This window comes from Klebsiella sp. ME-303 (assembly GCF_007910085.1).
Classification (GTDB): domain Bacteria; phylum Pseudomonadota; class Gammaproteobacteria; order Enterobacterales; family Enterobacteriaceae; genus Klebsiella; species Klebsiella michiganensis.
This window is the reverse complement of record NZ_VOJB01000102.1, coordinates 222,985-234,505: the sequence shown is the minus strand read 5'-3', so window position 1 is coordinate 234,505 and position 11,521 is coordinate 222,985. Positions and strand designations below refer to the sequence as shown.

General features: G+C 54.5%; 15 protein-coding genes. 9 read left to right on the top strand and 6 right to left on the bottom strand.

Translation table 11 applies throughout. From position 1 onward, the window contains the following. Positions 1-191: 191 nt before the first annotated feature. Positions 192-758 (bottom strand): D-glycero-beta-D-manno-heptose 1,7-bisphosphate 7-phosphatase, encoded by a 567-nt coding sequence (gmhB, locus tag FQK12_RS25175; RefSeq protein ID WP_032694375.1) that lies wholly within the window; start codon positions 756-758, stop codon positions 192-194. 188 nt (positions 759-946) lie between these two features. On the opposite strand from gmhB, the gene metN reads away from it, so the two are divergent. The 7 genes from metN (at position 947) to FQK12_RS25140 (ending at position 7,401) form a co-directional block, all read left to right on the top strand. Next, the gene (metN, locus tag FQK12_RS25170; RefSeq protein ID WP_004098793.1) at positions 947-1,978 is read left to right on the top strand and encodes a methionine ABC transporter ATP-binding protein MetN; all 1,032 of its coding nucleotides are present in this window, start codon (positions 947-949) and stop codon (positions 1,976-1,978) included. Further along, a complete protein-coding gene (locus FQK12_RS25165) occupies positions 1,971-2,624 on the top strand; it encodes a methionine ABC transporter permease MetI (RefSeq protein WP_004098792.1) in 654 nt (217 codons plus the stop codon). Before metN ends, FQK12_RS25165 begins: the two co-directional genes overlap by 8 nt. Positions 2,625-2,663: 39 nt before the next feature. Further along, positions 2,664-3,479 carry a methionine ABC transporter substrate-binding lipoprotein MetQ gene (metQ, locus tag FQK12_RS25160; protein ID WP_004098791.1) on the top strand — a complete coding sequence of 272 codons (816 nt, stop codon included), beginning with the start codon at positions 2,664-2,666 and terminating at the stop codon, positions 3,477-3,479. Positions 3,480-3,587: 108 nt separating this feature from the next. Then, positions 3,588-3,995, top strand: coding sequence for an Rcs stress response system protein RcsF (gene rcsF, locus FQK12_RS25155; RefSeq protein ID WP_004098790.1), 408 nt, complete (start codon positions 3,588-3,590; stop codon positions 3,993-3,995). After that, the gene (tsaA, locus tag FQK12_RS25150) at positions 3,992-4,699 is read left to right on the top strand and encodes a tRNA (N6-threonylcarbamoyladenosine(37)-N6)-methyltransferase TrmO (RefSeq protein ID WP_014228016.1); all 708 of its coding nucleotides are present in this window, start codon (positions 3,992-3,994) and stop codon (positions 4,697-4,699) included. The genes rcsF and tsaA overlap by 4 nt, the downstream gene beginning before the upstream one ends. 110 nt (positions 4,700-4,809) lie before the next feature. Then, positions 4,810-6,528 (top strand): proline--tRNA ligase, encoded by a 1,719-nt coding sequence (proS, locus tag FQK12_RS25145; RefSeq protein WP_014228015.1) that lies wholly within the window; start codon positions 4,810-4,812, stop codon positions 6,526-6,528. 51 nt (positions 6,529-6,579) lie between these two features. Further along, positions 6,580-7,401, top strand: coding sequence for a YaeF family permuted papain-like enzyme (locus FQK12_RS25140; RefSeq protein WP_014228014.1), 822 nt, complete (start codon positions 6,580-6,582; stop codon positions 7,399-7,401). Here the strand turns inward: FQK12_RS25140 and nlpE are convergent, their stop codons facing one another. Genes nlpE through FQK12_RS25125 form a run of 3 tightly spaced genes read right to left on the bottom strand, consistent with a single transcriptional unit; the run spans position 7,402 to position 9,100 of the window. Next, the gene (gene nlpE, locus FQK12_RS25135; protein WP_025107392.1) at positions 7,402-8,124 is read right to left on the bottom strand and encodes an envelope stress response activation lipoprotein NlpE; all 723 of its coding nucleotides are present in this window, start codon (positions 8,122-8,124) and stop codon (positions 7,402-7,404) included. A gap of 20 nt (positions 8,125-8,144) precedes the next feature. Beyond that, positions 8,145-8,558, bottom strand: a complete 414-nt coding sequence (gene arfB / locus FQK12_RS25130; protein ID WP_014228012.1) for an alternative ribosome rescue aminoacyl-tRNA hydrolase ArfB — start codon at positions 8,556-8,558, stop codon at positions 8,145-8,147. Further along, a complete protein-coding gene (locus FQK12_RS25125; protein WP_014228011.1) occupies positions 8,555-9,100 on the bottom strand; it encodes a YaeQ family protein in 546 nt (181 codons plus the stop codon). The genes arfB and FQK12_RS25125 overlap by 4 nt, the downstream gene beginning before the upstream one ends. Before the next feature lie 196 nt (positions 9,101-9,296). Here FQK12_RS25125 and FQK12_RS25120 point away from each other — a divergent pair, with 196 nt between their 5' ends. Both FQK12_RS25120 and rof read left to right on the top strand, forming a co-directional pair. Further along, positions 9,297-9,497: a YaeP family protein gene (locus tag FQK12_RS25120; RefSeq protein ID WP_004098778.1), complete on the top strand. Its 201-nt coding sequence runs from the start codon at positions 9,297-9,299 to the stop codon at positions 9,495-9,497. Continuing rightward, positions 9,484-9,744 carry a Rho-binding antiterminator gene (rof, locus tag FQK12_RS25115; RefSeq protein WP_004098776.1) on the top strand — a complete coding sequence of 87 codons (261 nt, stop codon included), beginning with the start codon at positions 9,484-9,486 and terminating at the stop codon, positions 9,742-9,744. Before FQK12_RS25120 ends, rof begins: the two co-directional genes overlap by 14 nt. A 15-nt stretch (positions 9,745-9,759) precedes the next feature. Here rof and tilS read toward each other — a convergent pair whose 3' ends face one another. Together tilS and FQK12_RS25105 are read right to left on the bottom strand one after the other, a co-directional pair. Beyond that, positions 9,760-11,061 (bottom strand): tRNA lysidine(34) synthetase TilS, encoded by a 1,302-nt coding sequence (gene tilS / locus FQK12_RS25110; protein ID WP_032694440.1) that lies wholly within the window; start codon positions 11,059-11,061, stop codon positions 9,760-9,762. 69 nt (positions 11,062-11,130) lie between these two features. Beyond that, a complete protein-coding gene (locus FQK12_RS25105) occupies positions 11,131-11,520 on the bottom strand; it encodes a VOC family protein (RefSeq protein WP_014228009.1) in 390 nt (129 codons plus the stop codon). Position 11,521 lies beyond the last annotated feature (1 nt).

Here is an 11,521-nt window from a genome sequence, read left to right as displayed (position 1 = left end):
GGCGTATATTACGCTTTCCTCTTTCAGAGTCAACCCGTTATTTCAGGATTTTTTCTCTTCAACCGACCCGGTTGTTTGTGAAGTGATTCACATCTGCCGTGTCAGTGGGAGCGCATTATAGGGAGTTATTCGGCGGTGACAAGCGGTAAAATGCAATTTTATTTCAACCGCTCACCTTTTATACATAACGCTTATTTTTGCTGCTTTTTGATAGCATCCGGCAGGTCTGCCAGGCTATTAAGCACCCAATCAGCGGCACTTTCGGCTTCTGGGGTCATCGGCTTGCCGGTGCGCACTAATACTTTCGTGCCGACATTGGCCGCCAGAGCTGCCTGCATATCTTCGACTTTATCGCCAACCATAAAGGAAGCCGCCATATCAATATGCAGATAGTCGCGCGCCGAAATCAGCATACCCGGATGCGGCTTGCGGCAGTCGCAGGTCTGGCGAAACTCTTCAACGGTTCCCTGCGGGTGGTGCGGACAATAATAGATGCCATCCAGATCAACGCCGCGATCGGCCAGCGACCAGTCCATCCACTCCGTCAGCGTTTCAAACTGCTCTTCAGTAAACTTACCGCGGGCGATACCGGACTGGTTGGTCACCAGCACCAGCGCGTAACCCATCTCCTTTAATTGACGCATTGCGTCAATGACGCCATCGATAAATTCAAAGTTGTCGATTTCATGGACATAGCCGTGATCGACATTAATCGTGCCATCACGGTCAAGAAAAATTGCGGGTACTGACATTGCCACCGGTTTGCTCCTGATAAAGGCTAATGCGCGTAGTATCGCATGTTTCCGGACGCAAGAAAGTGCTCATTATACAGAGTCAGATTGATTTAGACGTCTGGATGCCTTAACATCCATTTCATTGACAGGCATCGCCTGGACACGGCAGAAGAAAATGCCACGGCAAACGGCTAAACGATAATAAATAACTGATGATTAAACTTTCGAATATTACCAAAGTGTTCCAGCAGGGAAATCGCAGCATACAGGCGCTGAACGATGTCAGCCTGCATGTCCCCGCCGGGCAAATTTATGGCGTCATCGGCGCTTCCGGCGCGGGTAAAAGTACGTTAATCCGCTGCGTTAACCTGCTCGAACGTCCAACGCAGGGCAGCGTACAGGTGGGCGGCCAGGAACTAACGGCGCTGTCAGAAAAAGAGCTCACTCGCGCCCGTCGCCAGATTGGCATGATCTTCCAGCACTTTAACCTGCTTGCCTCACGCACCGTATTCGGCAACGTGGCGTTGCCTCTGGAGCTCGACAATACGCCGAAAGATGAAATCAAGCGCCGGGTGACCGAGCTGCTCGATCTCGTCGGTCTGGGGGATAAACACGATAGCTATCCGGCAAATCTCTCCGGCGGTCAAAAACAGCGCGTGGCCATCGCCCGTGCGCTGGCGAGCAATCCAAAAGTCCTGCTCTGCGACGAAGCCACCAGCGCTCTGGACCCGGCCACTACGCGTTCGATTCTGGAACTGCTGAAAGATATCAACCGTCGCCTGGGCCTGACGATTTTGCTGATTACCCATGAAATGGATGTCGTCAAACGCATCTGCGATTGCGTTGCCGTTATCAGCAACGGCCAGCTGATTGAACAGGATACGGTGAGTGAGGTCTTCTCTCATCCCAAAACCCCGCTGGCGCAACAGTTTATTCAGTCAACGCTGCACCTTGATATCCCGGATGATTATCAGGCCCGCCTTAAACCTGAAGCGCTTCCCGATAGCGTGCCCATGCTGCGCATGGAGTTTACGGGTCACTCCGTTGATGCCCCGCTTCTTTCTGAGACTGCCCGTCGTTTTAATGTGAATAACAACATTATTAGTGCGCAGATGGATTACGCGGGCGGCGTCAAGTTCGGCATTATGCTCACTGAGATGCACGGCACGCAGGAAGATACCCAGGCCGCAATCGCCTGGCTACAGGAACACCATGTAAAAGTAGAGGTACTGGGATATGTCTGAACCAATGATTTGGCTGCTGGTTCGCGGCGTATGGGAAACGCTGGCCATGACGTTTGTCTCCGGCTTCTTCGGTTTTGTTCTCGGCCTGCCGGTCGGCGTGCTGCTGTACGTCACCCGTCCGGGGCAAATTGTCGCTAATGCGAAGCTCTACCGCACGCTTTCGGCGGTGGTGAATATTTTCCGCTCGATTCCTTTTATTATCCTGCTGGTGTGGATGATCCCATTCACTCGCGTGATCGTTGGCACGTCGATCGGCCTGCAGGCGGCTATCGTTCCGCTGACGGTCGGCGCCGCGCCGTTTATCGCCCGTATGGTGGAAAACGCCCTGCTGGAGATCCCCACCGGCCTTATCGAAGCATCCCGCGCCATGGGCGCAACGCCGATGCAGATCGTGCGTAAGGTTCTGCTGCCGGAAGCGCTGCCGGGCCTGGTGAATGCGGCAACCATCACGCTCATTACGCTGGTCGGCTATTCCGCGATGGGCGGCGCCGTGGGTGCCGGTGGTCTCGGGCAGATTGGCTATCAGTACGGTTATATCGGCTACAATGCAACGGTAATGAATACCGTACTGGTGCTGCTGGTTATTCTGGTGTACTTAATCCAATTCTCAGGCGATCGTATCGTCCGGGCTGTGACTCACAAATAACATTACACACAATACAGAATCTTACAGGAAGGAAATAACATGGCCTTTAATTTCAAAACCTTTGCGGCAGTCGGCGCGTTAATCGGTTCTCTGGCTCTGGTGGGTTGCGGTCAGGACGAAAAAGATCCTAACCATATTAAAGTCGGCGTTATCGTCGGTGCGGAGCAGCAGGTTGCGGAAGTCGCGCAGAAAGTAGCAAAAGAAAAATACGGCCTTGATGTCGAACTGGTGACCTTCAACGACTACGTTCTGCCGAACGAAGCGCTGAGCAAAGGCGATATCGACGTTAACGCCTTCCAGCATAAACCGTATCTTGACCAGCAAATCAAAGACCGCGGCTACAAGCTGGTTTCCGTAGGTAACTCTTTTGTTTACCCGATTGCGGGTTATTCGAAAAAAATCAAATCGCTGGACGAACTGCAGCCGGGCTCTCAGGTTGCGATTCCTAACGATCCCACCAACCTTGGCCGCTCTCTGCTGCTGCTGCAACAGGTTGGCCTGATCAAACTGAAAGAAGGCGTTGGTCTGCTGCCAACCTCTCTGGATATTATTGAAAACCCGAAAAACCTGAAAATTGTTGAGCTGGAAGCCCCGCAGCTGCCGCGCTCTCTGGATGATGCGCAAATCGCTCTGGCGGTTATCAATACCACCTATGCCAGCCAGATTGGCTTAACGCCGGCAAAAGACGGTATTTTTGTGGAAGGTAAAGAGTCTCCGTACGTGAATCTGATTGTCGCTCGCGAAGACAACAAAGATGCGGAAAATGTTAAGAAATTTGTTCAGGCCTATCAGAGTGATGAAGTTTACGAAGCGGCTAACAAAATCTTTAACGGCGGTGCGGTGAAAGGCTGGTAATCTTTTCTCAGCGTAATATCATTCAGGACGGGCTTTATGCCCGTCTTGTCATTTATGCAAGCACCTGATTCAATAGCGCCCTGTTTTATTATTTATTGAGGAAATACTATGCGTGCTTTACCGGTCTGTTTGTTAGCACTCATGTTAAGCGGTTGTTCTATGCTAAGCAGATCTCCCGTCGAGCCTGTACAAAGCACCGTAACCCCGCCTGCCAAATCGGAACCGGCAAAACCGAAAGCGACGCGTCCGGCCCCGGTAAGAATCTATACCGATGCAACAGAATTGGTGGGTAAACCTTTCCGCGAACTCGGCGAAGTCACCGGTGAATCATGCCAGGCCTCGAATCAAGACTCTCCGCCCAATATCCCGACGGCGCGCAAGCGCATGCAGATTAACGCGGCAAAAATGAAAGCCAATGCCGTGCTGCTGCACCGCTGCGAAGTGACCAGCGGAACTCCGGGCTGCTACCGCCAGGCCGTCTGCCTTGGTTCAGCGCTTAACGTTACGGCGCAATGAGTGATTTTCAGTTTGCGCAGATAGGCGTTATTCGCTCGCCCTATAAAGAAAAATTTGCCGTTCCCCGCCAGCCTGGGCTGGTTAAAAACGGCGGCGGCGAATTACATCTTCTGCCCCCCTATAACCAGGCCGATGCCGTACGTGGCCTGGAAAACTTCAGCCATCTGTGGATCCTGTTTGTGTTTCATCAGACCATGGAAGGCGGCTGGCGCCCGACCGTGCGCCCTCCCCGCCTCGGCGGTAATGCGCGGATGGGCGTTTTCGCCACCCGTTCGACCTTTCGTCCTAATCCAATCGGTATGTCGCTGGTCGAGCTAAAAGGTATTCGCTGCCAGAAAGAACACGTCGTTCTGGAACTCGGTAGTCTGGACCTGGTGGATGGTACGCCGGTCGTGGATATCAAACCTTACCTGCCCTTTGCCGAAGCGCTGCCGGAAGCCAGCGCGAGCTACGCGCAGCAGGCACCGCAGGCGGAAGTGGCGGTGAGCTTCACGCCAGAAACAGAAGCCCGGCTTTTAGAACTGGAAAAGCGCTATCCCCGACTTAAGATGTTTATTAGCGAAGTTCTGGCGCAAGATCCGCGCCCGGCATATCGTAAAGAAGAAGACCCGGGAAAGACCTACGCCGTCTGGCTGCTGGATTTTAACGTGCGCTGGCGGGTGATTTCGTCCGGTTTTGAAGTCTTTTCTCTCGAACCACGCTAATTTTATTTTCCTCTCTTTTGGCATCTTTGCCACACTGGTAAACTAAACCACTTTTTTGTGTCAGGCTGGCTCCCAGTCTGTATCGATCGTCCAAATGGAACCGTAACAACATGCGTACTAGCCAATACCTGCTCTCCACTCTGAAGGAGACACCTGCCGACGCCGAGGTTATCAGCCATCAGCTGATGCTGCGCGCCGGGATGATCCGCAAGCTGGCCTCCGGGTTATATACCTGGCTGCCGACCGGCGTGCGCGTCCTGAAAAAAGTCGAAAACATCGTGCGTGAAGAGATGAATAACGCCGGTGCAATCGAGGTGTTAATGCCGGTAGTTCAGCCCTCTGAGCTGTGGCAAGAGAGTGGTCGCTGGGAACAGTACGGCCCGGAACTGCTGCGTATTGCTGACCGTGGCGAACGTCCGTTCGTACTCGGCCCGACTCATGAAGAAGTGATCACCGACCTGATTCGTAACGAGCTGAGCTCTTACAAACAGCTGCCGCTGAACTTCTATCAGATTCAGACCAAATTCCGTGACGAAGTGCGCCCGCGTTTCGGCGTGATGCGTTCCCGTGAATTCCTGATGAAAGATGCTTACTCTTTCCATACCTCTCAGGAATCTCTGCAGGAAACCTACGACGCGATGTACGCCGCGTACAGCAAAATCTTCAGCCGTATGGGCCTGGATTTCCGTGCGGTACAGGCTGACACCGGTTCTATCGGCGGTAGCGCATCTCACGAATTCCAGGTGCTGGCGCAGAGCGGCGAAGATGACGTGATCTTCTCTGACTCTTCCGACTACGCGGCCAATATTGAGTTCGCCGAAGCCGTTGCGCCGAAAGAGCCGCGCGCGGCCGCCACTCAGGAAATGACGCTGGTCGATACGCCGAACGCCAAAACCATCGCCGAGCTGGTTGAGCAGTTCAATCTGCCGATTGAGAAAACGGCGAAAACCCTGCTGGTCAAAGCGGTAGAAGACAGCAAGTCTCCGCTAATTGCCCTGCTGGTTCGCGGCGATCATGAGCTGAACGAAGTTAAAGCGGAAAAACTGCCACAGGTCGCCAGCCCGCTGACCTTCGCTACCGAAGAAGAGATCCGCGCGCTGGTGCAGGCAGGTCCCGGTTCTCTGGGCCCGGTTAATATGCCCATTCCGGTGATTATCGACCGTACCGTTGCCGCAATGAGCGATTTCGCCGCGGGCGCTAACATCGACGGGAAACACTACTTCGGCATCAACTGGGATCGCGACGTCGCCACCCCTGAAGTGGCTGATATCCGTAACGTCGTGGCGGGTGACCCGAGCCCGGATGGTAAAGGTACGCTGCTGATTAAACGCGGTATCGAAGTGGGCCACATCTTCCAGCTGGGTACCAAGTACTCTGAAGCGATGAAAGCCTCCGTACAGGGCGAAGATGGCCGTAACCAGATCCTGACGATGGGCTGCTACGGTATCGGTGTGACGCGCGTGGTGGCGGCCGCCATTGAGCAGAACTTTGACGATCGCGGGATTCTGTGGCCGGACGCTATCGCCCCGTTCCAGGTTGCGATTCTGCCGATGAACATGCATAAATCCTACCGCGTGCAGGAGCTGGCCGAGAAGCTGTACGCAGAGCTGAGCGCGCTGGGTATCGACGTGCTGATGGACGACCGTAAAGAGCGTCCGGGCGTGATGTTCGCCGATATGGAGCTTATCGGTATTCCGCACACCATCGTGCTGGGCGACCGTAACCTCGACAACGACGATATTGAATATAAATATCGTCGCAGCGGCGAGAAGCAGCTGATTAAAACCGGCGATATCGTGAATTACCTGGTACAACAAATTAAAGGTTAACGCCAAAAGAGGCTCTGGTTTCAGAGCCTCTTTTTTACAGGGATTGTAATCATGGCTAAACAATGGGCAAATTATGTCCTGCTTTTTCCCGCATTGTTTTTACTTTCGGCCTGCACGGTAGACGTCAGCCGGTCCGCGCCTTCCGCTTCCGCTATTAAGCCACCATCGCAGCAATGGGCAGTTAAACTTCAGCGCCAGAGCTCGGTGGCTAATAACACGCTGACTGAAATTAACGCACAAGACCTGCTCCCCGGCGATCTCCTTTTCTCTTCCAGCATTGGCGTGACGTCCCTGGGGATTCGTGCTTTTAGCGCATCCTCCGTTGGCCATGTCGCTATCTATATCGGTGATAACCAGGTTGCAGAGGCAACCGGCGCTGGGGTGCAGATTATTCCGCTCCAGCAAGCGATGCAGCACAGCGATAAGCTGTTTGCCCTAAGAGCGCCTGACCTTACGCCGCAACAAGCCGCCGGCATTAAAAATTTCGCCTATAAAAACAGAAACAGCGGCTATAACTATCGCGGCATCATTGAATTTGTGCCCTTTATGGTAACCAAACAGCTCTGCTCCCTGAATCCCTTTTCGAAGGATTTCCGCCAGCAGTGCGTGAATGGCCTGGCCAAAGCGCAGCTTAGCGATGCCGTTTCCGGGGACAAAAAAATGTGGTTTTGTTCTGAGTTTGTCAGCGATGCCTTCGCGAAGGCCGGACACCCGCTGACCCTGGCTCAACCGGGCTGGATTAGCCCATCAGACCTGCTTCATATGCGTGAGGGGGACGTGGCAAACTTTAAGCCCGAAACACAATTGCAGTATATCGGGCATCTTAAATTGGGAATTTATATCAAGACAAGCCGTCTCGTAGGACTCAATTAACTAACGAGAATTACAGTCTTCTTTTTGATAAAACTTGCCTGGTGAATCCACCGCCAGAACTTTAACCGGCGCTCCCGAATCCGGGTTCGCTTCCAGCGTAAAGTGCCCCTCAACCACCAGCAGCACCGGGCGAGTATCCGTTCCGCGCGCCGCGGCATAATCACGCTCGAGCTGCGCGTTATTCGCGACTGCCACTCGCTTGCCGGTTGCGCAATCGGTAAAGGTCGCGGCATCCGCCATATAGAAGTACATTCCGCGCATCGCCATTGGCGTGATGGGCAGGCTGGATTTGACTGACTCAAGCGTATAGTTCAGCGTAGACTCGATGGGATTACCGTCGCGATCGAGCATTTCCAGCTTGTCGCCCTTCGCCCGATAGTAAGACTTCTCGCCTTTGCTGTCGGTCAGCACCAGCTTATCGGCCGTGCGCGCCCAGGTGCCATAGGAAGCAAAGGAGGAAGGCTCGCGACTGACGCCCTGATACCGCTCGTTCATCACCCAGGTGCCGTCTTTCTCAAGAAAGAGCGAAGTTTCGATACCTTCGCAGTCGGCACACGGCAGCACGCCGCGCCAGCTCTGCTGCATCGGCTTTAGCTCTTCCATCGGCGCCGGTTGTAGCGTGTCCATCTCCGCGCGATGGTTACAGCCGAATAGGGCAAAAAGCGAGCATGCAGCCACGACTGAAAATACGATTTTCTTCACTGTAAATTCCTTATTATCCATTCCACCGGTTCGCCATGCCTTTAATGACGAACTTTCCCACGCAGCGCCTTAACTGAGGATTTTTGCGCCTTTGAGGCAAGCCGGCGCTCTTTTGACGCTCTGGTCGGCCGCGTCTCCCGGCGGCGCTTCTGCACTGCGGTTAATTCTTGTATTAAGGCAACCAGACGCGCAATCGCCGCTTCGCGATTCATCTCCTGGCTGCGATATTCCTGAGCCTTAATGATAACCACACCCTCGGCAGAAATTAAGTGATGGCTGGAGGTAAGCAGACGTTCCTTATAATACTCAGGCAGGCTCGATGCCTTAATATCAAAGCGCAAATGGATAGCCGTCGATGCTTTATTGACATGCTGACCGCCCGCCCCCTGGGCGCGTATCCCGGAAAGTGAGACCTCGTCATCCGCAATCGCCACGCTGCGGCTAATCGTAATCATGCGGATGTTTGCCAGGCCGTTAAATGAATTTCCAGATTATTCTTAGCGTCAGATAACCAGATAGCGCCATCCTGGATAGTCGCCTGTAGCGACATTGTCCGATCGGCAAAAGCACTGAGCTGCGCCAGCTGAGTATCATCTAAATACCATACGGTTAGCTTTGAAAACTGTGCCAATTTGCTTTTATTTTGCTGCCACCAGATTTCTGCCGCCCGGCTATTATAGGCAAACAGCGCCACCTCTTGCGCCCGCGAACAGGCTTTTTTAATCCGCCGTTCGTCCGGCAGCCCCAGTTCGATCCACAGATCAACGCCCAGATGATCGTTTAGCAGCCAGAGTTCAGCTTCATCATCGGAAGACAAACCGCGGGTAAACTGCAGACGCTCGTCGGCGTATTTCATCCACGCCAGCAGGCGCAGCATCATGCGCTCCTGGGTTTCTGACGGATGCTGGGCAAGCGTCAAACTGGCATCCAGAAACTGGTTGCGGTCCAGGTCGGCCACGTTCACCGTCGCTTTATAAATCGTCGCTTTCAGCGCCATGAGGAAACTCCTGATAAAAATGGCGTTCATTGTAGCGAAACTGGTGGCAAAAGGCTGTCAGCAATCGCAGGATCCCCTTTCATCCTGCTGATATTGCTTAAATGACTATGGTATAGTCACCTTGCTAAACAGAGTTTATCTTCGTAGGCTTAAACTTACATCCCACGGTTAAGTCAGAACGCTGACAGGAGGGCATGTGGACAAATATTGTGAGTTAATACGCAAGCGGTATGCGGAAATAGCCAGCGGGGACCTTGGGTATATCCCGGATGCGCTAGGTTGCGTGTTGAAAGTATTGAATGAGGTTGCGGCGGATCAGGCCCTTGCTGAGTCAGTCAGGGAAAAGGCCGCATATGCGGCGGCAAACTTACTGGTGAGCGATTATGTCAATGAATGATACTTATCAACCCATCAATTGCGATGATTATGACAACCTCGAACTTGCCTGTCAGCACCATCTGGTCCTGGCGCTGGAGCTCAAAGATGGCGAACAGCTGCAAGCGAAGGCCAACGATCTTATCTCGCGCAAAAATATCGAGTATCTCGTCGTGGAGCTCGCCGGTGACGTCCGCGAACTGCGCCTGGATAAAATCGCCAGCTTCAGCCATCCGGAAATCGGTACGGTAGTGGTTAGCGAGTCCTGAAGCAAAACGGGTGGCTCAGCCGCCCGTTTTCATCCACATCATCTGCACGCCTTCACCTTCCTGAACTTTCCCATCGACGGTAATAAACAGACCATCGGCTGCGGCGATAAGCGTTTCGCCGTAAAACAGCAGCGGCGTGGTATCGCGCCGCCAGGGCGCAACGTTGAGTTCCTGCCAGATTTTCTTCAGCTTGCGGCCGCCCTGGCGGCCGACGATATGCAGATTACCGCTGGCGCGAAAACGAATAGTGACCGCTTCATCCTGGCGCGGGCCGCGTAACGGGCCGCCGGCCAGGAGCTTCAGTTCGCCAAGGCCGTCGGGTAACGGCAGCGGCCTGGCAATATCGCGCCACGCCAGCACCGTCTCGCTCTGTCCGGGGAGATATTTCACCCAGTGCAGCCGTTGCTGATAGCGACGAACGGCGAATTGGCCAAGGCGCAGACAGGGATACGCATCCTCGCGCGCCATCGCCACTTCACGCCAGATACGCTCCGGCATCTCGCGCGAAGGCATCGGCGCATTGAGCCCAGCCAGCCAGCGGCGCAGCAGCGCGGCCCGACGAGGGGCACTCATGGCCGCCAACGGTTCGATAGTCAACGCGCCATCCTCCGCCACCAGCGTTGCCAGCTCCGCCGCGAGCATTTCATCCAGCAGCTGTTCCTGCTCGCCGCACAGGCTGGCGCTGCGCGCTACGGCCTCGGCGAAGTGCGGCCAGCGAGCGTTAAGCAGCGGAACAATTCGCAGGCGGAGAAAATTGCGATCGTAGGCGTCGTCCTGGTTACTTTCGTCTTCAATCCAGCTGAGCTGATGGGCTATCGCCCACCGGTGCAGGGAGTCGCGGCTTTCGTTAAGCAGCGGACGCAGCAGTTTCGTCCCGGCAAAATCGGACTCGCCGGCCATCGCCGAAAGCCCGGTTGGGCCGCTCCCCCGCTTAAGCGCCAACAGAAAGGTTTCACACTGGTCGTCAAGATGCTGTGCCGTCACCAGCACTTCGCCGGGTAATAGCGCCGAACGGAAAGCCTGATAGCGCGCCTGACGCGCGTGGGCCTCAATCCCCAGCCCCTCATCGGCGAGCGCCACCCGTTCAACCAAAAGCGGTACCTGCCACTGCTGGCATATTTGTCGGCAGTGCGCCACCCAATCGTCGGCGTTCGCGCTGAGGCCGTGGTGAATATGCATCGCCCGCAGCTGAACGGTAGGATCCTGTTCGCGCCAGCAAACCAGGCGATACAGGAGCACGCTCGAATCCAGCCCGCCGCTAAAGGCCACTAAAAAATGGCGGTGCGGCTGTAGCGTTTGCGCCATGTCTGGGATCATCATCATGAGAGTACTAACTGAGGAAAGCGTGTCCGGCACGTTACCCGGCAGAACACGCCCTGACAAGAATTACTGCTGATAAATCTCCAGCGGTAGCCCGTCGGGATCGTTAAAAAAGGTGAATCGTTTACCGGTGAAGGGGTCGATACGAACGTCTTCACAGGCCACGCCGTGGGCCTCAAGATGCGCAACGGCGGCATCGACATCATCAACGCTAAACGCCAGATGGCGCAGCCCGCAGGCTTCGGGACGGCTCGGACGCGCAGGAGGAAACGGGAATGAAAAGAGTTCAATGACATATTCGCCATTCAGCGCCAGATCGCCCTTCCATGAATCACGCTCCTGGCGATAGAACTCGCCCTGCAGGGTGAACCCCAGAATGTCGCAGTAGAAGGCTTTACTCTTCGCATAATCCGTCGCAATGATGGCGATATGGTGAACCCGTTTTAAACCCAGCATG

Bases quoted from the DNA above. Each gene is read 5' to 3' on its own strand.
- metN (WP_004098793.1), top strand. From the start codon at position 947: ATGATTAAACTTTCGAATATTACCAAAGTGTTCCAGCAGGGAAATCGC.
- FQK12_RS25165 (WP_004098792.1), top strand. From the start codon at position 1,971: ATGTCTGAACCAATGATTTGGCTGCTGGTTCGCGGCGTATGGGAAACG.
- metQ (WP_004098791.1), top strand. From the start codon at position 2,664: ATGGCCTTTAATTTCAAAACCTTTGCGGCAGTCGGCGCGTTAATCGGT.
- rcsF (WP_004098790.1), top strand. From the start codon at position 3,588: ATGCGTGCTTTACCGGTCTGTTTGTTAGCACTCATGTTAAGCGGTTGT.
- tsaA (WP_014228016.1), top strand. From the start codon at position 3,992: ATGAGTGATTTTCAGTTTGCGCAGATAGGCGTTATTCGCTCGCCCTAT.
- proS (WP_014228015.1), top strand. From the start codon at position 4,810: ATGCGTACTAGCCAATACCTGCTCTCCACTCTGAAGGAGACACCTGCC.
- FQK12_RS25140 (WP_014228014.1), top strand. From the start codon at position 6,580: ATGGCTAAACAATGGGCAAATTATGTCCTGCTTTTTCCCGCATTGTTT.
- nlpE (WP_025107392.1), bottom strand. From the start codon at position 8,124: ATGGATAATAAGGAATTTACAGTGAAGAAAATCGTATTTTCAGTCGTG.
- arfB (WP_014228012.1), bottom strand. From the start codon at position 8,558: ATGATTACGATTAGCCGCAGCGTGGCGATTGCGGATGACGAGGTCTCA.
- FQK12_RS25125 (WP_014228011.1), bottom strand. From the start codon at position 9,100: ATGGCGCTGAAAGCGACGATTTATAAAGCGACGGTGAACGTGGCCGAC.
- rof (WP_004098776.1), top strand. From the start codon at position 9,484: ATGTCAATGAATGATACTTATCAACCCATCAATTGCGATGATTATGAC.
- tilS (WP_032694440.1), bottom strand. From the start codon at position 11,061: ATGATCCCAGACATGGCGCAAACGCTACAGCCGCACCGCCATTTTTTA.
- FQK12_RS25105 (WP_014228009.1), bottom strand. From the start codon at position 11,520: ATGCTGGGTTTAAAACGGGTTCACCATATCGCCATCATTGCGACGGAT.